The sequence below is a fragment of the Peptoniphilus sp. genome (assembly GCF_022767005.1).
Classification (GTDB): Bacteria; Bacillota; Clostridia; order Tissierellales; family Peptoniphilaceae; genus Peptoniphilus_A.
The window spans coordinates 1-18,852 of the sequence record NZ_JALEOV010000093.1 but is presented as its reverse complement, the minus strand read 5'-3'; the positions used below and the strand labels follow the sequence as shown (position 1 = coordinate 18,852).

The 18,852-nt window shown below is 36.2% G+C and carries 26 protein-coding genes; all 26 read right to left on the bottom strand.

Annotated elements, in window-relative coordinates:
• Nucleotides 1-2: 2 nt before the first annotated feature.
• The gene (locus tag MR285_RS07075) at nt 3-110 is read right to left on the bottom strand and encodes a CD1375 family protein (protein ID WP_293559457.1); all 108 of its coding nucleotides are present in this window, start codon (nt 108-110) and stop codon (nt 3-5) included.
• A gap of 1 nt (nt 111) precedes the next feature.
• Nucleotides 112-474, bottom strand: a complete 363-nt coding sequence (locus MR285_RS07070) for a hypothetical protein (protein WP_293559455.1) — start codon at nt 472-474, stop codon at nt 112-114.
• On the bottom strand, nt 467-727 hold the full coding sequence (locus MR285_RS07065; protein WP_293559453.1) for a hypothetical protein: 261 nt from the start codon (nt 725-727) through the stop codon (nt 467-469). The genes MR285_RS07070 and MR285_RS07065 overlap by 8 nt, the downstream gene beginning before the upstream one ends.
• 11 nt (nt 728-738) lie before the next feature.
• Nucleotides 739-1,272, bottom strand: coding sequence for a hypothetical protein (locus MR285_RS07060; protein WP_293559451.1), 534 nt, complete (start codon nt 1,270-1,272; stop codon nt 739-741).
• Nucleotides 1,273-1,278: 6 nt separating this feature from the next.
• On the bottom strand, nt 1,279-2,007 hold the full coding sequence (locus MR285_RS07055) for a putative phage tail protein (protein WP_293559450.1): 729 nt from the start codon (nt 2,005-2,007) through the stop codon (nt 1,279-1,281).
• A gap of 100 nt (nt 2,008-2,107) precedes the next feature.
• Nucleotides 2,108-2,452: a hypothetical protein gene (locus MR285_RS07050; RefSeq protein WP_293559448.1), complete on the bottom strand. Its 345-nt coding sequence runs from the start codon at nt 2,450-2,452 to the stop codon at nt 2,108-2,110.
• Complete coding sequence (locus tag MR285_RS07045) at nt 2,445-3,503, bottom strand: baseplate J/gp47 family protein (protein ID WP_293559446.1); 1,059 nt, start codon at nt 3,501-3,503, stop codon at nt 2,445-2,447. The genes MR285_RS07050 and MR285_RS07045 overlap by 8 nt, the downstream gene beginning before the upstream one ends.
• A 4-nt stretch (nt 3,504-3,507) precedes the next feature.
• Entirely contained in the window at nt 3,508-3,951 is a 444-nt protein-coding gene (locus tag MR285_RS07040; RefSeq protein ID WP_293559444.1) for a DUF2634 domain-containing protein, read from the bottom strand.
• Between the two features lie 2 nt (nt 3,952-3,953).
• Nucleotides 3,954-4,334 carry a DUF2577 family protein gene (locus MR285_RS07035; protein ID WP_293559442.1) on the bottom strand — a complete coding sequence of 127 codons (381 nt, stop codon included), beginning with the start codon at nt 4,332-4,334 and terminating at the stop codon, nt 3,954-3,956.
• A gap of 1 nt (nt 4,335) precedes the next feature.
• The gene (locus MR285_RS07030) at nt 4,336-5,712 is read right to left on the bottom strand and encodes an NlpC/P60 family protein (RefSeq protein WP_293559440.1); all 1,377 of its coding nucleotides are present in this window, start codon (nt 5,710-5,712) and stop codon (nt 4,336-4,338) included.
• Nucleotides 5,709-6,296 (bottom strand): hypothetical protein, encoded by a 588-nt coding sequence (locus MR285_RS07025; protein ID WP_293559438.1) that lies wholly within the window; start codon nt 6,294-6,296, stop codon nt 5,709-5,711. The genes MR285_RS07030 and MR285_RS07025 overlap by 4 nt, the downstream gene beginning before the upstream one ends.
• 34 nt (nt 6,297-6,330) lie before the next feature.
• Nucleotides 6,331-8,517 (bottom strand): phage tail tape measure protein, encoded by a 2,187-nt coding sequence (locus MR285_RS07020; RefSeq protein ID WP_293559436.1) that lies wholly within the window; start codon nt 8,515-8,517, stop codon nt 6,331-6,333.
• Between the two features lie 165 nt (nt 8,518-8,682).
• Nucleotides 8,683-9,093: a hypothetical protein gene (locus MR285_RS07015; RefSeq protein ID WP_293559434.1), complete on the bottom strand. Its 411-nt coding sequence runs from the start codon at nt 9,091-9,093 to the stop codon at nt 8,683-8,685.
• A gap of 4 nt (nt 9,094-9,097) precedes the next feature.
• A complete protein-coding gene (locus MR285_RS07010) occupies nt 9,098-9,535 on the bottom strand; it encodes a phage tail tube protein (RefSeq protein WP_293559432.1) in 438 nt (145 codons plus the stop codon).
• 11 nt (nt 9,536-9,546) lie between these two features.
• The gene (locus tag MR285_RS07005) at nt 9,547-10,656 is read right to left on the bottom strand and encodes a phage tail sheath subtilisin-like domain-containing protein (protein ID WP_293559430.1); all 1,110 of its coding nucleotides are present in this window, start codon (nt 10,654-10,656) and stop codon (nt 9,547-9,549) included.
• Nucleotides 10,649-11,083, bottom strand: a complete 435-nt coding sequence (locus MR285_RS07000; RefSeq protein ID WP_293559428.1) for a DUF6838 family protein — start codon at nt 11,081-11,083, stop codon at nt 10,649-10,651. The genes MR285_RS07005 and MR285_RS07000 overlap by 8 nt, the downstream gene beginning before the upstream one ends.
• Nucleotides 11,084-11,545 (bottom strand): HK97 gp10 family phage protein, encoded by a 462-nt coding sequence (locus MR285_RS06995; RefSeq protein WP_293559426.1) that lies wholly within the window; start codon nt 11,543-11,545, stop codon nt 11,084-11,086.
• On the bottom strand, nt 11,533-11,871 hold the full coding sequence (locus MR285_RS06990; protein ID WP_293559424.1) for a phage head closure protein: 339 nt from the start codon (nt 11,869-11,871) through the stop codon (nt 11,533-11,535). Before MR285_RS06990 ends, MR285_RS06995 begins: the two co-directional genes overlap by 13 nt.
• Nucleotides 11,864-12,148 carry a head-tail connector protein gene (locus MR285_RS06985; protein ID WP_293559422.1) on the bottom strand — a complete coding sequence of 95 codons (285 nt, stop codon included), beginning with the start codon at nt 12,146-12,148 and terminating at the stop codon, nt 11,864-11,866. Before MR285_RS06985 ends, MR285_RS06990 begins: the two co-directional genes overlap by 8 nt.
• Before the next feature lie 20 nt (nt 12,149-12,168).
• Entirely contained in the window at nt 12,169-13,299 is a 1,131-nt protein-coding gene (locus MR285_RS06980) for a phage major capsid protein (protein WP_293559420.1), read from the bottom strand.
• A gap of 16 nt (nt 13,300-13,315) precedes the next feature.
• The gene (locus MR285_RS06975; protein WP_293559418.1) at nt 13,316-13,996 is read right to left on the bottom strand and encodes a head maturation protease, ClpP-related; all 681 of its coding nucleotides are present in this window, start codon (nt 13,994-13,996) and stop codon (nt 13,316-13,318) included.
• Nucleotides 13,989-15,224 (bottom strand): phage portal protein, encoded by a 1,236-nt coding sequence (locus tag MR285_RS06970; RefSeq protein WP_293559416.1) that lies wholly within the window; start codon nt 15,222-15,224, stop codon nt 13,989-13,991. The genes MR285_RS06975 and MR285_RS06970 overlap by 8 nt, the downstream gene beginning before the upstream one ends.
• Nucleotides 15,211-16,953 carry a terminase TerL endonuclease subunit gene (locus tag MR285_RS06965; protein ID WP_293559414.1) on the bottom strand — a complete coding sequence of 581 codons (1,743 nt, stop codon included), beginning with the start codon at nt 16,951-16,953 and terminating at the stop codon, nt 15,211-15,213. Before MR285_RS06965 ends, MR285_RS06970 begins: the two co-directional genes overlap by 14 nt.
• A complete protein-coding gene (locus MR285_RS06960; protein ID WP_293559412.1) occupies nt 16,946-17,413 on the bottom strand; it encodes a phage terminase small subunit P27 family in 468 nt (155 codons plus the stop codon). The genes MR285_RS06965 and MR285_RS06960 overlap by 8 nt, the downstream gene beginning before the upstream one ends.
• A gap of 37 nt (nt 17,414-17,450) precedes the next feature.
• Nucleotides 17,451-18,227 (bottom strand): hypothetical protein, encoded by a 777-nt coding sequence (locus MR285_RS06955; RefSeq protein ID WP_293559410.1) that lies wholly within the window; start codon nt 18,225-18,227, stop codon nt 17,451-17,453.
• 212 nt (nt 18,228-18,439) lie between these two features.
• Nucleotides 18,440-18,852 (bottom strand): hypothetical protein (locus MR285_RS06950; protein WP_293559408.1); only part of this gene is annotated, 413 nt, incomplete at its 5' end.

The following is an 18,852-nucleotide window of genomic DNA, read 5'->3' as shown; positions in this document are numbered from 1 at the left end:
TTTTATTTTTCATTTTCCAAAGCCTTTTTAACTTCTTCCCTTAAAATTGCTGGAACTGTTTCAATAGTTCTCTTTCCCATTTTAATTAAATATACATATACTGCTACCATCTTATTTACCTCCTAAATTTGCTTCAAAGCTTTCTGCAAGTGCAGACATTAACATTAACTTATCACTTTCTAATTTTTCATAGACTTCAGCCTGTGCCATAGCAGACTGGATTTTAAATTCTTCTAATTCTTTTTCAATCTTTTTTGCTGCATCTGGATTAATTTCTTCCTTTGGCTTTTCAACTGGATCGTGATTTCTTTCTGCATATAGTCTGTTGATTGTATCTCTTTCCTCTTCCGTAACAATTACTGGATTTTCAGCATTGCCTTTCTTTCCAGTAACTTCTTCAACAATTGCAAAACCTAAATTTTTATCTAGTGGCTCCCATATAATTTCGCAGCCACTTTGTATGATTTTATACATTACTTACCTCCTTGAAGGCCATTCCTTGGATTGGTATAACGTTATATTCAAGCGGTCCAACATTTTTAACTACTGCTCCCGCTGAAACAATACCTGTGTATTTTTCATATCCCAAATTCATGTCATTTATACTTACCATTCTTCCTTGAGTAGAATAAACCGAAATTCTCCAAACCTCATCAGACGGTACTTTTATAGTTTCTCCAAATTTTAAATCAACATTTATTAACCTTTCGAATTTTAATTTTGCCATACTATCACTCCTTAACTATAAGCAAGTATTTGTTCTAAAACATCGCTATTTATTTCTTTTCTTAATTCTAAAAGTAATTCATCAATCTCTTTTTTTGTATATCTGTCTTTCATAGCATCTTCCAAAGCCTTACCTCTAGCACCATCAAATGCAGTCCCTTTAACCTCATCAATTTTAAGCTGTGGAGATAGCTCAACATATTTTGATCCATTCCACCTATAAATTTTACTTTCAGACTTATCAACATAAAGTTTTTTATCATTTCCACTTGCCGGAAAATTTCCCCTAGCCTCATACATCAATACATCCTTATAAATATCTAGGTCGGGTAACTGACTTTTTAATACTTTTCTATCATTGTCAAGGTCAGCTTTTTTCTTTAGCAAATCCAAAAGACTTTCGCCATTAGTATTTAAGATATCTAAATTATCATTAATTAACTTTAAAAGCTTATCAATCTCGTCCATATTATAGTTTAAGTCACCGACAATGACATAATCATCTGGTTCTGGTTTATTAAACTCATAATTCTTTGTTTTTAACACCTATCATCACCCCTTATATTCATTAAATTCACTCCAACTTATAGGTTCTAAATCTCGCCATCTAACTCTGCCTGAAACTTCTTCCCAAGTCTTTTGAGTATAAGTAAATTTCCAGTCTAGGTCAGCTGGCATGTTAATTCTAAGCATGCGTTCAAACTCTTCAAGATTATTAGGTAAGCCATTTGCTACAAAGCGTATTTCAAATACATAAGGATTTTCAGTTTTATAAATCTCAGCACCAGCATTATTATTGGAAAAGGCACTACATAGTTCTTTTATAGTTTCTTCGTCAGTTTGCTTGTGCATAAGATTTAAGACTGCTTGTACTTGCCTTCTTCTTTGCTTATAGGATATATCTGGTATTGTTCTTATCCCAAGTCGTTTCTCAAAATAAGGTAGCATTTCTATAGCGGTATCAAGGTTTAGGTTCCTTTCTACACTCGCTACCTGTTCTTCCATATACCTGTAAGATATGTCTAAAACTTTACAAAGATTTATAAAAGTTGGATTTATCTTGTCATACCAAGGTAAGAAGTAGATTAGCATCTCAAAGAAATTAATAGCAGACACAAAAATTGCAACCTGCATGTCTGTTTCTTCTTCCATCACTAAAGTCCTTGACATAAGTTCGGATACTAAAATAGAGACATCACTTATTTCTGTGTCTGTCTCCATTATTACCTTACCTCTATCAACTTTTACTCCCTTGGCTTCTAATTCCTGGTCCATCTCCATAAGTACCAGGGCGAAATCTTGCCACTGATTATTTCTTAAACTCGACCAGGTTCTTCTTTTGACTGTTCCAAAAGAGGACTCAAAAATTAACCTACTCATACTATCTCAACCTTATAATCATATATCCTCTAGGTATCTTGTATTGACTTGCTACCCCTATGGACTTAACTACTTCGGGAGTGCCCTCCCAAATCTTGTTGCCACCACTTAGAGCATCATAAAGGCTAATCTTTGTGATATTACCCCAATCCTCTTGGGCAATTGGAAATTCAATATCCTTAGAGTTTTGTACTTGCCCGTTTGACGGCTCTGTAAAAGATACAGCCACCCTCTTGTAAGATCCTGCCTTAACTTCCTCTGTGTTTTCTAAGGCACAGTAGACTTGCCTTGTTATAAGGCTTTCTTTTAAGACCCTATTCTTTTCCACCATTTGCATATTATTCATCTGTTGTCACCCCCAAGCTTTCTAGTTCTGGCACTTCGGTTTCTTTCATTTCCGCATTTCCCATACTACCATTAAGTTTTAAGACGTCATAGTCGGCGACTCCTGGGACTTTAAGTATTTCAGCCCCTACCTTGGCATAGGATACAGTATTTTCTTTAAAGGATATACTATAAAAATATTTTTCTATTCTCTCTTTAATTACTTGCTTAACTTCAATCAAATTTGCATTTTGAGTGAGTTTAATTTTTACATCGACTTTAATTCTCTTAGTTGTAGCACTCTCTACTGTTAGGCTCTCATATCTTATAGGAGCTTCTTCCAGAATATGCTTCTTAACCTTTTCTATAAGGTCAGGTCCCACTGCCTTACGATTAAGCCCTATAACCACAACCTTGACAGTTCCGCCACCTTGCCAAGTCCTAAAGACTTTAGCGTTCCAAATCCCATCAACCTCAGTAGCCCATAACTTATAGTGTGCAGGGTTTCCAGCCTTTGGCGGGTGGAGTAGCTTCTCCAGGTACCTCTCCCTTAAGTCGTCATCAGTTTCTTGGTCGTACCCATTCATAATTTCCTTGGCATTGGATATATTATCTACTCCCATTATTTGAGGACTTATCTTGTCAATTGCATTAGGTAAAACATTGGCATCTCCACCATGAACAACAGACTTAACTGCAACTATGATATTTCCTGATTCAGGTATTACATAATCTTGGTCAATTGTAAATTCAACACTACCTGCCAAAAAAACCGTCTCTTTAGGTATCACTGTCTTAGGCAGACCGGTTATTGTCACTTCTCCCGTTGACTGTGTTGCTTGTTTTCTCTTAATTCCTGCTATTTGTAAGACCCTAGCATCAAGTTCCTCGTCCTCGAGATTCATCACATCAAATTTTTTAAAAAGTTCCAGGATAACCCTTTGGAAGTCTTCAAAGACTATTGCCGCCGCCGATAAAATATCATAACTAAAACTATTAGGAGTCTTGTCCTCAGTATTGCTCAAATTGTTAAGCATTACTCTTAAAAATTCTTCTTGCGTCTTTTCTTGCATTTTCTCACCTCCTAATATTCAAGTTATTCATTTCTAGTTTTCCATAAATTGTAATCGCCCTAAAGTCTATATATAAAGTTCCCTCGTCAAACTTAACCCTAAATTCCTCTAGCCTTATAATGTAATCTTCCAAGGCTCTTTTTATGGCTTCTTTAACAAATCTTTCAGCCTCAGAGTTTACATAGCCTTGTGTGTAAGCTTGACCTATCAAGGTTTCTAACTCATGGCCATAGGACCAAGGAAAGACTACCCAACGATACCTCTCCGACATAAATAGTTTCCAAAGTTTAACCTTCAAAGCCTCGTTTTCGTAGACAAAGTACATCCTCCCGTCCTTTGTCTTAAATCTTGCCGTGTCCATATCATAGGCGTACTCTTTAGCTATTGGTGTCTCTATAAAGTTTTCTCTAACTAATTGAGGATCCATAAAAGGATAAAAATCTGCCATACTCACCACCTCGCTATCTTATAGATTACATAGAGAGTCTGTTTGTCCTTTGACTGTAAACAAGCCACCAAATCGCCCGCTTTCAACTCGTCTTTAAATATAATTTTTGCCTTTGGAAAACCACCTTGCACGTGGGAATCCCCTCTACCATCACTACCAGTTAAAGTGGCCATAGGGATTTCTATTTCCCTCTCGTGACCCTTGACCCAGTATTCGTCAAGTTTAATATTTTTCTTTTTGTATTCTATATCTCTTACCTTAACTACTAAGTCAGGTAGAGGACTTATGACCTCTCCAGTCTCGCAGTATGGCAAGACCTCTATTTCAGGACTTGGGTCAAATAAGTTTACAATTTCTTGTGCTCCATTTTGTTTTTCCTGCATCTTAACCCCCTACATACCTATAAGCCTTGGAAAATGTCCTACCTTTTTGATTACTTACACAAACACCGCTATATCCCATTATCCTTTTACTAACTCCACCAGACTCTATTATCCTTGTGGCATCATACTGCATGGCTACATGTCCTTTTTGCCAGAGCACATCTCCAGGTTGTCTCTCGTTAAAAGGTATCTCTTTAAAACCTAAAGCCTTTGGATTGCTCCTAATACCAGCAGATGTTATTCTTCCAGGTATATTTGCCCCTGCTTGTTTAAAAGCCCAGGTTACAAAACCAGAGCAGTCGACACCAGTTTTAGGGTCAGTTCCACCCCACTTATAGTGAGTACCTTTGATTGACTCCCCTATTTGGATTGCCTTTTGTCCTGTGCTTCCATTAGGATTTACACCAGATGTGTTGCCTGTGCTACCGCTTTCAGAATCTGTAGATGTGTCAATATCCCCCATAATATTATCAAAGGAAAGTTCTAGGTCGACAACATGATAATTATTTGCAAAAGTGTGCTTATCAGAAATAATGTAAAACTTACCATTAAGACCTGTAAAAGGCTCCTTGATGATGACCGCATTACCAGTAATAAGGTCAAAATCTCCCTTGACTCTTACGCTTGCAGCCCTCTCTATATCCTTTAACATTCCCTTGGCTCTCGCCTCTGGATCCTCATCTTTTTCTTGTCGGTAGACTTCTACAATTCCACCCTCAACATTATTAGTAACCTCACCTATTTCTTTGCCTTCAGTATCAAACATCTTAACCTTTGACACCACGTTTTCAGAATTTTCTCCGTAAGTCGCATTGTATAAATTACTTTTCCCATCAAGGACATACTTGGCAACAATCTTACCTTGCTCTACTATGTCAACATTCCCGTTGTTCATGCGTATTATATAGGGCTTTCCAGTCTTTTCATTTTCCATTTTATAGGCAGTAAAAACGACATTATAAATTGTTTCAAGGTCAAATTTTCTATCAATAGGACTTCCGCTTTCAGCCTTTCCAACACTTAAACCAATGCTCCCAAAAGCTTCCTTTGCAATAGCATCTGGCGTCTTTTTCTCAAAATTAAAAGTTCCCTTACTCTTATTTGCAAGTATAAGCTTATCAAGACAAGTTACAGACATAATATTGTTGTCGATTGATTTTTCCTTGCTAAATACATAACCATCAAAGAGTACAACACCTTCCTCATTTATAAGTTTTGCAGTTGCATTCATGTTTATAGTTAGTGTTGGTAAATTTTTGTCTGTTCCACTAACAACTACACCAAAGTCCATCTGCCTTGCAGCTTGTCCTTTGTCTCCACTCCAAGTGATTTCATTATAAAATTGCGAAATATCATTACCATCTACTATTAGTTTCATAGCTTGATACCTTTCCCAGCAATTAATTTTTTAAGACCACTTTGCTTTAGGAGTTGCTTTCCATTTTTACCATTACCAGTAATTTTTTTCCCTAAAGACCAGACTGTGTCGTATTTCCCAATTGTCAAAAGTGCCGCAGTAGGTGCCACCAGTCCAGCAAACCTCTTAATGTCATTTGCCTTTATTGTCCTTTTGATTTCTGGCGGCTCATACTCTGTAGCTTCTATCCTTACATACTCACTAAGGGCAAGACTGTAATAGACGTCGCCTGTCCCGTCTTGTTCTCCACTTGTGTAACTGTCAATTAAGACCTCGAAGTTGTGAGGTGTTTCTGTGATTATCAGTCTTATAGGCTCTTCAGAGTTCGCCCAATTCCTTATCTTGTCGTCATAATAAAAAGGATCTAGGACAACGTCACTAGACTCCAAAAAATCATATTCTTTACTTGGAAAAAAACCCTCAATTGTAAGACTTTTAAGTCCTTTTTTGCCTTTTAGGTTTACAGTTCCCACCTCGTTTAAGGTCTCTGTGTTATTATTCTGTGGCGCATCTATGTTATAAAAGGGAGTGATTGGGAGCCTCAACCTCTCACCTTGATGTGTTAACCATACTTCCATATTAAGTTAAGCCCCCAATCCTATTTTGTTTAGCAATCTTTAACTTATTTGCTATTCCATTTACTATTCTGTCTATATCAGCGTCTTCTCTTACTACAATTTGGTCTGCTATTTTTGGAATTGTAATTGTAACATTATTGTTTTTAGCATTGCCCATCTTATAGGCTTCTGCCACTGACTTATCATGTGGCAATACTCTAGAACCTCTTGGCAAGTCGACAATTTCTCCGCCTTTTTCGTGGATTTGTACAATGCCACCTCTCCAAAAGTTAGTACCCTTTGCAAGTTTCGGTATAAGTGGAATATTTATTCCCTTGCCACCTACTAGAGGTACCCAGTCAGGCACTTGTATCTTGTTAAGTCCATCTATACCACGGTTTATAAAGCTTATAACTCCGTTCATCACAGATTTTACTAGAGTTTTAACTCCACTAAAGATAGTTCTAAATGCACCAACTACACCATTCCAAGCACTGTTCCAAGCACCTAGAAAAGTACCAGTTATAAAGGAGATTATGCTTTTAAATAGAGTTTTTGCACCCTCGATAAAGCCTTTTATAACCTCAATAATGTGGTTAAATACATTACCTGCAACCTCTTTAAAGTGGTTAAATTTGTTAACTACTGCATTTATAACCTTGACAACTACTGGCTTTATTTTCTTCCAGTTGACAATTAAGAGGACAATCGCCGCAACGACTGCCATTATCGCCCAACCTACTGGTCCAAGACCAATGACAAATTTACCAAGTCCTAAAGCACCCTTGCCAAGTATTTTGCTAAATTTACCAAAACCACCTACAAATTTCCCAAGCATAGGTCCGGCAAATTTGCCAAGTTTTATACCTGTTTTACCTAGCACTTTTCCAAATTTACCAAAGCTTTTAAACATTATTCCAAACCCACTTTGACCAAACCACTTAGTTATGCCGCCAGCCTTACCAACTGCCTTTGCAAAGTCAAATAACTTAAAGTTAACCTTCCCTGCAAGTGTAAAGACCTTGCCAAATCCAATTAGCATGGGACCCATAGCTGCCGCCATACCCAACCACTTAACAATATTTTGTTTTTGCTTATCTGATAGACCAGCAAACCAATTTGTAAGTTGTTGGACTTTTCCTATTGCTTTTTCTAGTAGCGGTCCCCAAATACCAGCTGAGGCATTAAAGAGGTCAGCCCCTGCCATTTTTAAGCCGTTAAATAACTTTTTAAAGTTGTCTATTGGGTCTAATGTCTCATCAAAGGTAGCCGATACAGAACCCTTAGCTAATTCCGCCGCATTGGCAAAACTCTTGAAGTCTAAAGCTCCTCTATTTATAGCATCAAGCATAAAAGTAGCACCCTTAGCACCAAAGTATTTACTTGCTATGTTTAATTTCTCAGTGTCTGACCCTGCTCCGTCAAGTTGTTTTTGTAGGTCCTTAAGTCCCTCACTTAGTCCCTTGCCATCTTTAGCAAAGGCAACTTGTGCCTTAGACATATAAGACATGGTCTTACCTGTATCAATACCAGATTTTTCCAAGTTGCCCATAAGAGCAGTAGCTTGGGCAAAGTCTAATTTAAGGCTCTTAAGTTGTGGTGCTCCTCTTACAAGGGCATCAAAAAGCTTGTCTGTACCCTGACCTGTGTCTTGTGCAGTCTTAGTAACTGCATCTAGGACCTTGTCTAGGTCTTTGCCCTCAACTCCAAGTGCAGACATAGCCTGCTTAGCTTGGATTGATGCTTGGGATATGTCTTGCCCATTAATTTTTGCAAACTTAATAATGTTTTCAGAGGCATCCTCTAAGGCTTTCCCTGTAAGTCCAAATTGAGTGTTCACTTCCCCCACTGCATCGCCTATTTCTTGGAGATCTGCTGGCACCTTATTGGCAAGATTTTTAAAAGTCCCTTCAAAGGCTTTCATATCCTTTCCAGTTGCACCAGTTTTGGTCGCTATGGTGTCAAGAGCGTCATCTACTTCTTTCCAGGCTTTAGTGCTTAGTGCACCTATGGCAACTATGGGAGCAGTAACCCCCTTAGTCATGGTCTTACCAAGACCCTCCAGGCTTTTACCTGTCGCCCACAGACTTTTACCAGTCTGTTTATAGTGGCTTTCAAACTTGGTCAAGTGCCTATCCATAGTTTCAAGAGGCTTGGAAAACTTGTCAACTAGCCTTAGTTGAGCATCAAATATTCTACTTTTCGCCATATAAGTCCTCCAATTCCTTTTGTTCTTTCTCTAACTCTTCTATCTCCCTAAGAAAAAATGCCCTGGTAATTACTTTCTCTCCATAGGGCATCTTAAGGTATTTATAGGGACTCCAACCCTTTTCTTTGTACAACCAATAGGCAGTTTGTACATGTGGATTGGAGTCTATGAGTTTTTTACTTTGCTTTCCTCATCTTCATATCCTGACAAGTCCTCAATAGCAGATGATAAGATATCCATTTCGCCTGATAACATTAGCTTTTCTACAAGTTCATTAGGTGTCTTTGCCCCAAATCTCTTTTGCAGGTCTTGGTTTTTAAAGACATCAGGGCAACCCTCTACAATTGTACGTAATTGTGCTTGGTATCTTATAAGGTTAACCTTGGCACTGTTGCCCTTACGCATTGTAATGTCCATCATACTTTCTGCGATTTCCCCTGCAAGGGCAGGGTCTAAAGCTTGGATAGGGAAAATAAATTCTTCCCCACCCAATTTATTAAGTCTTATTTTCTTTTCGCTTTTTGGCATTTGCACCTTGCCAGCGTCAAATTGCATTAATTTTTCTACTGCGTTCATCTTCTCACTCCTCAATAAAATCATATAATTCATAATGTCTAAAGTTAAATGGGATTGTTTCTTCAAGTGCCTTTGCATGTTCAAAGTCAAATAATGTCAATTCTGTAAATGTTACATTCTTTAACATTATTCTTTCTGCACCTAAAGCTGTTGGGTCGTCTAATTTGCCCATGATTTTTACAACTGGTGTCCTACCTTGTGATAATTTAGTGTGCATTAGTTGGATTCCAATTGATGAGTATTTTCCCATTGTTAGTGATCCAGAGCCTTCAAGTTCTAATAGTTTTTTACCTTTCCAAAGGTCTCTAGGCCTTAAAACATCTCCGTTAGTCATAGCTACCTTAGCTTCAAACTTTGTAAGGGTAGCTAGGTAAGTGTCATCAATCCATACCTCTCCAAAAGTACCGTTGATGACTTGTTCGTCTTGTATATCTCTTATCATATTTCCACCCCTTAAATTACTACATCAAGTTCAATTTCTTCGATGGCATCAAGGATTTTACAGTAAGCCTTGATAAATACTTTGTCCTTAGTATCAGCTTCTTTGATTTCCCTAATATCCATTTCATCAACAGTCCTTTTATCAATTGTTTGATAACCCATAGATCTCAAAAAGGCTTTTTGTTCCTCAATATTAATTTCCACATGAGATGAACCTTTAGCAAGCAGTCCATCATTTTCAAGAATTTCCATGTATCCCAAAATCGCAGACATTAAAAGTACCTTGTTGTCATAAGAGTTGGCATATTTACCAATATATGAATCTTGTGCAGCCCATTGGATGTCATCAGCCATTGCATCCATAATGTCAACTATTTTAATTTTTCTAAAGGACTCTCCCTCAATTTGGCTTGTAGTTACCAGAGAGTTAACCCCTCTTGCTACCTTGATTTTCTCACCATCATTCAAAAGTACAAATTCGCCCTTGCCAATCTTTTGACCTATTTCCTCTTGTGTAAAGTGAGTACAAGCCTTAAGTTCTGGTAGAGGTGCATAAGTACAAGCAATTTGCATTGGTGTACCTGCTATAAGACCTGCAATCCTTGATGTGTACTCGTTTGTCTTGTATTCCTTGGATCTTGTGCTAACACTTGGCATCGTAAAGTTGATGATTTTCTTGTTATCAGCATTTACATTAGCTGCAACAAATTTACATCTCTTGTCTTTGTTATCATTAAGTGTTTTTATCCAAGTCGCAATCTTTTCGCTATCTACTTCGTCAGCAAATGGCACTGCAAGATAGTCCCATCTTAGAGTTTCAAGCATTTTAAAAGCTTCGGTAGTTACATCAAATTTAGGTTTATCAGCAGTTTCTGATTGTTCTACAACGACAATTAGCTTTTTAGGTGTCTTTTGATAGCCTATAAGTGCTAATTCAACTTGTTCCCTATTCTTTTCAGACAATTCTTTAGGTATGTCAGAGGCTGTGTAGATGTCATAAGTCCCCTTCATTTGCTTTTCTTGTAGGACTAGAGCAACAATACCTCTTATGCTTCTTCCAATTCTAGCAATTCCTTGCTCTGTAAAGCGTATGTGTAGATATGGTAAGCCTAATTTAGCCATTTATATCTCCCCTTTCGTATTTCATATATAGTTCCTGCATCAATTCGTAATTTACAGCGTTTTTCAATTTATCCACATAGAATCCAAGTTCAAAAGTAAAAAATAGGGCATTGTCCTCTATATACCAGGAATTATTGGTAATTAGGAGGTATAAATCATCAATCTTTAAGCTGTAATTAAAGATTTCAGATAGCTTATCCCCTATTTCCATCAGTGAGTTCTTGTCTGCCTTTTGATACTGGACTACTACTCCATAGTTGACATAATCGTTAGTATTTGAGTAGGATTCCCTTTCAAAAGTCTCAAAGTAGACAAAAAAATAAGACTCCTTAAAGTCTTGTTGTGCCTCACTATTTAATACTTTTTCCTTAAAATTCTCATGGATTTTCTTTGTGATACCTCTTTTGAGGTCTTTTCCTTTTATCATTTATTTTCCTTCAAACAGATCATCAAATATTTCGTCTATTATTTTTTCTGGTAGTACACTTAATTCAGGTTCTAGTTTGTCTATTTCTTTTTTAAAGAAAAAGTTCCCATGAACATAAGATTGACCATTCTTTGTTGCTTTTCTACCTTTACCAACTACGGCATGGCCTCTTTCAACTAAGTGATAGTGTGGGGCTGTAGAAAATACCTCGGTATGATAAACCCCTCTGTCTTTTCTAACTTTGTTAGCTTTCCACCTACCCCTTAAGTGCTGACTTGCTGTTTTTACTTTGCCATCATACCTACTATTAGGTACATAAGGAGTAGCTTTTTTTATTTTCTTTTTAAGGTCTTTAGCCGCTTTTTCATACTTATCAATAATTAAACCTGGAGCCTTTTTCTCGGCTAGTTTTAATTTTTCTGAAAAATCATTAAGCCCTTTAATTTCTGTTAACTGTGCCATAGGACCACCACTTCCATATACCTATCTTGGATTGTAGGCTCGATAAAAGGTGCGATGTAGATGATTTCTGCCCTAATTCCATTAAATTCTACATAGTCATTAACTTCGATGTCCTTTCTTTTTCGCATCTTAAACCTGTAAGTCATTTCACTTTCAGACTTTTTATTTTGCAAAAATTCTCTTCCAGTTGTAGGAATAAGTTCCACCCAATCCTTGCATATAAGCTTAGGCTTCTGCTCATATTCTCCAACATCATTTAGGATATCTTCGGTTTCTGACCTGTCATAAAATTCAACCTTTACTCGGTTTCTTCCAGGGTTATACATTTGCATCACCATACTCTAGTTGAGTAATCATACTTCTTACAATGTAGTTCATTTCAAGACTTTGACCCATCATGTATCTTTCATCGTATAGGTTTTGTATGATTACTAATTTCACTATTTCAGCCCTTGCCTTAAAATGGTCATTTTCTTTTTTCTTAAGATAGTCGGTTACTCCAGCTACGAGATAATCTTCGGCTACCTGCATTAAGTTAGTCAGATAGCCGTCATCATCATCATAAGTTACTCGCAGATAATTTTTTACATCTTCAAGGGTCATAATTTACCCCCTTTTCTTTCTTAGGCAACTGTTGTTTCTGGGATTGTTAGGTAGATAACTGCTTCGTCATCAACTACTTTTACATCAAATCTTTCAATTGCTCTTAGTAGAGTCGCATTTTTTGTAAATCCAGCTTCTGTGGATCTTGCGATTTCTACTCCCTTTCTGTCGTAGAAGTTAACAAACTCTGCAAAGTCGCCAATGTAGAATGGGTATTTTTTAGCATCTTGTGGTAATAACTCATCAGCTAATACAACAATTCTCTTGCCCTTGAATAGCTTTTGTGTAGGTTGTGTCAAATCAGTAGTTAGAATTGGTCTCTTGTTACCATCTTCTAACTTGTCTAGGTAGTCAAAACCTGATTGGTTTGTAACGATTACTGCTGTGTTAGCAATTGCAGGGTCTAACTTAACATTTAGGATTGTACTAATATCCCCGTAGTCCTTACCAGCAACTTTAGTCTTAGCAGTCTTTAAAAGTTCTAAGATTTTTGCATTTTCAGTGTTAACTGATTTTGTTGTAAAGTTGTTGCCGATGATTTCAATAAGTGGGAAAGTTGTATCTTCTAAAAGTGTGTTAGATACTGGGATAATATCTCCGTAGTCCTTAACTTCCCAAGATTGTTGAGCAAATGTAAGGTCAGTTTGTCCGATTTCTGAAAGTTCGTCAAACTCAACTAGCTTGCCCTTTTGGTCTTTAGCTACTGGGAACTTACCTGACATAGTAGTTACTGGTACTACATTACATAGGTCTTTAAGAGATACCTTGTTTCTTCTAAATTCCTTTAGTGTTTTTCCTTGCTCTTCTGGTACTAAGTAACCACCTTTTTCTGGATTGTGTTCGATTTGACCAGTAGATGCAAGATTATATACTTCCATTTCTGCATCTGTAACAGGTTTGCCCATTACAAGCTTATTAAATACCTTGTTTACATCGATATTAGCCTTAGGTGTTCCCACTTCTTTGCCATTTTCCACAATGTTCTTAAATTCTTCTTTTTCTTCTTCAAGTGCAATATCAAGTTCTTTTCTTGCTTGATTTAAAACTTCGATTTTTGCGTGTGCTTCATCGAGCTTTCCTTGCTCTTGAAGGGCTTTCATTTCATTTTTGATATTCACGATTTTGTTCTTAATTTCTACGCTTTTTAACATTTTTTACCTCTTTTCTTTAATTCATCGCCATAGCGATTTCAATTTCTTTAAGCTTTCTTTCTTCCTCTGCATCATCTGTCTTATTTATCAATTCTTTTGGAGTATGCTTGTAATTTAAGACTGATTTTCCAAAGTCATTTTTAACAGTTGATGGATTTGTAACCTGGATATTAAAAATCTCACTTGCAGATTTGCCAGTGAGCCAAGTTTCTTTGTCTATTAAGTTATTGATTTCCTCTGCTGTCTTACCTTCCATTGCCTTTGTCATGTAGGTTTCTACAAGTCCCTTTTGAATTTCATCCAAGGTATCCGCCCATTTTAAGAGATCATCAGAATTACCAAATATTCCAATACTAGGCTTGTGTATCATAAGATAAGCATTTGACGGCATCTCAATTTCATCACAACCAAAGGCTATAATTGATGCGGCAGATGCTGCAAGTCCATCTATAATGGCTTTTGTGTGTCCCTCGTGTCTTTGTAGCATGTTGCTTATTGCCATACCCGCAAAGAGATCACCGCCACCAGATGAAATAATTACCTCTACATTCTTTTTAGCACCTTTTAACAAATCTCTTATATCTTGTGGGTAGGTTTCCACCTCATCACCCCAAGACCAGCCTCTCCAAACGTCATCGACTATATCACCACTTACAAAAATTGTTGTCTTATCTGCTTCATTTTTAACTTTAATCACTTTTCTCACCACCTTTCGCATAAGCTTTTCCTATATCATCAATTGGCACATAAGTACCATTAACCATAAGGACATCTCCACCATCAATTTTAGGCATACCAGAGTAAGCTCTTGCTTCGTTTGGAGTATAAATCCCACCTGATACATACTTTTGCAGAGCCTCTGCCTGAGATTTAAGGTCGCCCCTTAGGATAGTCGCTACGTTAAATTCAGTATGGACTCCCCTATTAATTTCATCTTCAAATAAAAGTTTGTAGTCAAATTCTTCTTCATACTTTTTAAGTATTACTAGGAGTGTATCAATTAAAAAAGTCAAGTTTTGCATCTCTGATGAGTTGTAACTTGACTTGTCATAGTTATTTAATTGGTTTGGTTTTATCCCAAAGGCGGCCGCAATCTGTAAGCCTGTAAACTTCCTAAGTTCAAAAAATTGTGCATCTGTAAGTTTTATGTCAAGTGGAGTGAGTTTCATTCCAAGTGGTATAGGCACTATGTTCCCGTTATCCTTATCCCTTACAAATTCTGTTATAGTCCTTACAAGTTCTTTTTTCTTGTCCTTGTTAAGTTCTCCAGTATATTCCAAGATTGCATTGGCAGTAAGTCCTCTAGAGTATAAGTCATTGAGATACTTTTGTGCTTCTATGGATCCCCTTATAGTTCCTGCAAGTTCCTCTGCTATGGATGTCCCAACTATTCCATCTCGTGACAGTCCGCCCTTTAAGTGGATGATTTCCTTGTCTTGATAGTAGTAGTCTCTGCCTTTATCTGTGTACTTGTAGTAATACTTAGTCAGTTGACTTATGATATGCCCATCGTCAACAACTACTTTAACCTTTCTTGGGTCTAGTGGATGGAGTCCAACTCTCTTGTTGCCATTAGTTTCTATCAAGGCATAGGCATTTCCATAGTGGTTTCGGTTAAATTCCATAAGCGTTTTAAAGTCTGTAGGAGTCATAAAGGGATTTGGTCTTACTTTTAGAAGATAGTTTATATCACTGTCAGTAATTTTTATTCCCTCTCCATCCTTAAGATGGATTGATAACTTACCTATGGACTCACTAAGGATCTTTAGACAAATATAATAAGTTATTTCTGATGTATTTGATGTAGTTATTAAGCTTTCAATATTTTTTCCATCGCTTATATTTATTGTTTGCCAACCTCGTTCAGTTTCTCCCCAGCTAAAGGCGTTTTTAACTGCTCTTCCAAAGTTTTTAATTATTCCCATCTTCTTCACCGCCTTTCTCTTTCATAATTTCAAGCCATTCTTCTATATCTGTTTCTGCGTTATATCTCTCAGTATTATCTATTGCCATTGCAAGCTTCCAAGCATCTATGACAGCATATACAACATCAATCCTTGCTGTGTTAGTCTCTTTCATGACCTTGATTTCACCAAAGGAGTTTTGTGTTGTTTTTGCATTTGCAAAGGACCACTTAAGTAGGCCATTATGCTTGTCATACTTAACTTGTAAGGCTTGGATTGATAACTGTAGGTCCACAGTCGCATCATTTAAGGACTTTGCAGATTGGACTATTTCCACTAAGTCGCAGTTCAAAAAATCCAAGTCAGCTAAAAAAGCATTGGCATTATGACCATCATAACCACAGGCTGTAATTACTAAATTGTAGTCCTCAATTAACTTTTTTAAGTGACTAATTATATACTTGTAGTCTGTTTTTAGTCCAAAAACACCCTCAGTTAAGGTTAAATAACCCTGTCTTGCCCACATCCTATAAGGTGCCTCATCTGTCTTCTCATGTTCTTCCAACCTTAAAATCGGCATAAAAGAATGAGAATAAATATAAAAATAATCGCCAAACTTAAAGACCAAGGCAATACTTGTCAAGTCGCCACCAGAAGATAAGTCAATCCCAAGGATACACTCTTGACCTTTAAAATCTTCTAAAGTTAAATCAGATTCGCATTCCTTAAATTTATCTAGGTCGACATAACCTGCACCAGAATACTTGACCCATTTATTTAAAGATTTTGTCAAAAAGTTAATAAGCTCTTGACCGCCTTTTTCTTTAGCATCTATGGCTTTTTCAGACATAACTTTTACTTTCTCCATATTATAGGAATTGTCATCATTCCATAATAGGAGAGGATTTGCCTTTGCCCAGTTCTTATAGTCCCAGATGTCATCGTCTTCGTCCATTTCAGCAATATAAATAAATTGCGATTCCTTTTCTATCACTCCAGATAGAATTTTTTTACAGAACTCATATTGTTCATAACAAAAACTATTAATATTAAACCCTGCTGTCGTTATTGCTAAAGTTAAAGCACTATCTACACTTATTTGACCATCTAGCATAAGCTTATACATTTGATTATTAGGATGCGCATGGAGTTCGTCAATTATAGCTAAAATACTGCGGAAGCCATCTGCTGACTTTGTATCTCTGCCAACAGATTTAATTTCTGTACCCGTAACCTTACTTGTTATTGTTCTCTCATGTCGCCTAATTCTATATAATTCAGCAAGTTCCTCATCAGCAAGGATGAATTTTTCTACCTCGTCCCAAACAATATTTGCCTGTTCTTGCTTTGTTGCCGCACAATAGATTTTTCCCTTTTTATAATCAGAGAATGTAGCACGATTATTTATTTCAGTTCCCGACAAAAAGGATTTTCCATTCTGTCGCCCTACTTGGATATATGCTTCCCTAAATCTTAACTTCTTACTTCGCTTTTTTCTCCAACCATGCAAAGATCCAATTATAAAGTTTTGGAAGCCCCTTGTTCTTAATTTCTTAGGCTCTGTACCCTCTAAAATCGTAAGCTCATTTGCAATATCTATCGCTCTTTCAGATAGTTTTACGTCCCAGATAAATTCAAAATCTTTTCTTTTTAAATCATCTAAATGTCTTTTACAACAACTTATTTCTGTTTGTCCCTTTAAGATTTTGCCTTCAACTACTAATTTTGCATACTCTGTAACTCTATCCATCAATGTATCTCAAATATTTATTGGTTTTGCTTTCTTCTTTTTTAGGGACAATCAATTTTAATCTATCAGTTGTTGCAAGTCCAAGCTTTGTTGAGCAGGACATTATTTGTTTTATAACCTTATCTTGTGCATTTATCAGTGGAGATATTTTATAATCTTCAGTAACATATCTATAAGGCTGCTCCATTTTCTCAATCTCTTGCGTAATTTCCAAATACTGTGAATAGGCATTTGAATATATAACAAGAATTGACAAGTCAAGATTATCTAGTATTCCAATCTTTTTAGCTTCCTCAACTACTCTACTAAATTCAATTTTTGCAGTTTCTTGAAGATAAGCAGGTGCCTTTAAATTTTTATTGTCTATCTTTATTTTTTCTTCCTGCTCTTGTCTCTCTTTAATATTCTCTTTTCCAATTTTCCCAGTTGCTGTTTCCATTGTCTTTCTTGGTCTCGCCATTCTATCACCACCCTTCACAAGGTTAACTCACGATTATTTACAAACCTTTAACTATCTCTTCTTCCCTTTCTGATAACTCCCATACAATTTCATCTTCAAGTCTTTTAGAAACAGCTAAACTTTCTAAAAAATTAGCTTTTTCATCACTTATTAAATATCCCGATCCAAAGAGTTGTTTTTTATGTTTTTTCTGAGCATCCAATCTTCTTATAAAAAATAACTCTTCATTCTTGAAGTTTAATTCAATACCCCAATCAATATATTTGCATAGAAGGGCAGCACTAATTACATTTTTAGGATATACGTATTTAAACGATGGCTTTTTATTTTCAGTTTGTATCTTTTCAACCATTTTTTTTATTTTAGGTATTAATCTGATTCTATACTTGTCTAAATTAGTTACAAAAGATGTTGGAATTTTAGCTTTGTTATTATATTTGATATTAGCATTTGCAACTATATAGCAAACACATTTATCATCTTTTCCTGAAAATAATGTTAAATGTGGAGCAAATAAAAAGAACTTAATATTGTTTTCACAATAAAAGTTCTTAATTTTACTAAGTATTGAAAAGGGAGGGTTATCTATAACTATTTTATCCCCTCTATAATCAAAATTCTTATAATCTCCACCTGGATAAAAAGGTCTTACTATTTTCTTTTCGTCAATTTCATATTCTTTAACTACCCAATCTTTTATAATTTTATAAACTTCAGGAGGAGTATAACAATCATCTGTAGTTTTTTTAGTCTTAAACTTTTCTACAAATCCCCCATAATTTTCAAATTTTTCTTTGCTTATACTACTAATCAAAACTTAACCCCCACATGCCTAGTCCTAGAAACAAAAGATACTATTCTTTCAATTTCAAAACTCAAAACCTCTTTATTTTATCATTATCTAACACTAAAATCATCAAAAAAGCACCTTTTAATAGGTGCTGCAATTTTTCTGAAATTTTCATTTTTGGCATTTTCCCGCCGAAATAATCGGCGGCTGGTCATTTACACTTTGCTAAAAACATTCTAACCTACCCCCGTGCCATTTTTATTTAACTTTAATAGCAATGCCTGTGTCTTTAATTTACTCTCGGGATTCTTATTATATAGGCTGTGTATCTCTTGATGGCTTTTATCTGTCAGCCAAAAAAGATTATCAACATCATAAGCCTTTGAAATATCATCAGACACTTCAACGATATGATGAGCAAGCCTACCCTCGATAATTTTACCCGTCTTGTAATAGTGCCATAGATCTATGCCGCAAGCTCTCGACCTGCAAACATTCTTAACCTTTGCCCACCTGCTATCAGTATAGACATTGTGATTTTCACGCTTATACTTATCATAAGACTTGTGATATTTACTAGCACATTCTTTGCACATTTTATCAGTGATAGGAATTGCTTTCCCACACTTACATAATTTTTTTAACATAC

What these genes read in the sequence shown, in the direction of transcription:
- MR285_RS07045 (WP_293559446.1), bottom strand. Translation starts at nt 3,503, where the DNA reads ATGCAAGAAAAGACGCAAGAAGAATTTTTAAGAGTAATGCTTAACAAT.
- MR285_RS07030 (WP_293559440.1), bottom strand. Translation starts at nt 5,712, where the DNA reads ATGAAACTAATAGTAGATGGTAATGATATTTCGCAATTTTATAATGAA.
- MR285_RS07075 (WP_293559457.1), bottom strand. Translation starts at nt 110, where the DNA reads ATGGTAGCAGTATATGTATATTTAATTAAAATGGGAAAGAGAACTATT.
- MR285_RS07040 (WP_293559444.1), bottom strand. Translation starts at nt 3,951, where the DNA reads ATGGCAGATTTTTATCCTTTTATGGATCCTCAATTAGTTAGAGAAAAC.
- MR285_RS07015 (WP_293559434.1), bottom strand. Translation starts at nt 9,093, where the DNA reads ATGAACGCAGTAGAAAAATTAATGCAATTTGACGCTGGCAAGGTGCAA.
- MR285_RS07065 (WP_293559453.1), bottom strand. Translation starts at nt 727, where the DNA reads ATGGCAAAATTAAAATTCGAAAGGTTAATAAATGTTGATTTAAAATTT.
- MR285_RS07000 (WP_293559428.1), bottom strand. Translation starts at nt 11,083, where the DNA reads ATGATAAAAGGAAAAGACCTCAAAAGAGGTATCACAAAGAAAATCCAT.
- MR285_RS06970 (WP_293559416.1), bottom strand. Translation starts at nt 15,224, where the DNA reads ATGGGAATAATTAAAAACTTTGGAAGAGCAGTTAAAAACGCCTTTAGC.
- MR285_RS06965 (WP_293559414.1), bottom strand. Translation starts at nt 16,953, where the DNA reads ATGGATAGAGTTACAGAGTATGCAAAATTAGTAGTTGAAGGCAAAATC.
- MR285_RS07010 (WP_293559432.1), bottom strand. Translation starts at nt 9,535, where the DNA reads ATGATAAGAGATATACAAGACGAACAAGTCATCAACGGTACTTTTGGA.
- MR285_RS06995 (WP_293559426.1), bottom strand. Translation starts at nt 11,545, where the DNA reads ATGGCACAGTTAACAGAAATTAAAGGGCTTAATGATTTTTCAGAAAAA.
- MR285_RS07070 (WP_293559455.1), bottom strand. Translation starts at nt 474, where the DNA reads ATGTATAAAATCATACAAAGTGGCTGCGAAATTATATGGGAGCCACTA.
- MR285_RS07050 (WP_293559448.1), bottom strand. Translation starts at nt 2,452, where the DNA reads ATGAATAATATGCAAATGGTGGAAAAGAATAGGGTCTTAAAAGAAAGC.
- MR285_RS06980 (WP_293559420.1), bottom strand. Translation starts at nt 13,299, where the DNA reads ATGTTAAAAAGCGTAGAAATTAAGAACAAAATCGTGAATATCAAAAAT.
- MR285_RS06990 (WP_293559424.1), bottom strand. Translation starts at nt 11,871, where the DNA reads ATGTATAACCCTGGAAGAAACCGAGTAAAGGTTGAATTTTATGACAGG.
- MR285_RS07055 (WP_293559450.1), bottom strand. Translation starts at nt 2,007, where the DNA reads ATGGAGATGGACCAGGAATTAGAAGCCAAGGGAGTAAAAGTTGATAGA.
- MR285_RS06985 (WP_293559422.1), bottom strand. Translation starts at nt 12,148, where the DNA reads ATGACCCTTGAAGATGTAAAAAATTATCTGCGAGTAACTTATGATGAT.
- MR285_RS07020 (WP_293559436.1), bottom strand. Translation starts at nt 8,517, where the DNA reads ATGGCGAAAAGTAGAATATTTGATGCTCAACTAAGGCTAGTTGACAAG.
- MR285_RS06960 (WP_293559412.1), bottom strand. Translation starts at nt 17,413, where the DNA reads ATGGCGAGACCAAGAAAGACAATGGAAACAGCAACTGGGAAAATTGGA.
- MR285_RS07035 (WP_293559442.1), bottom strand. Translation starts at nt 4,334, where the DNA reads ATGCAGGAAAAACAAAATGGAGCACAAGAAATTGTAAACTTATTTGAC.
- MR285_RS07005 (WP_293559430.1), bottom strand. Translation starts at nt 10,656, where the DNA reads ATGGCTAAATTAGGCTTACCATATCTACACATACGCTTTACAGAGCAA.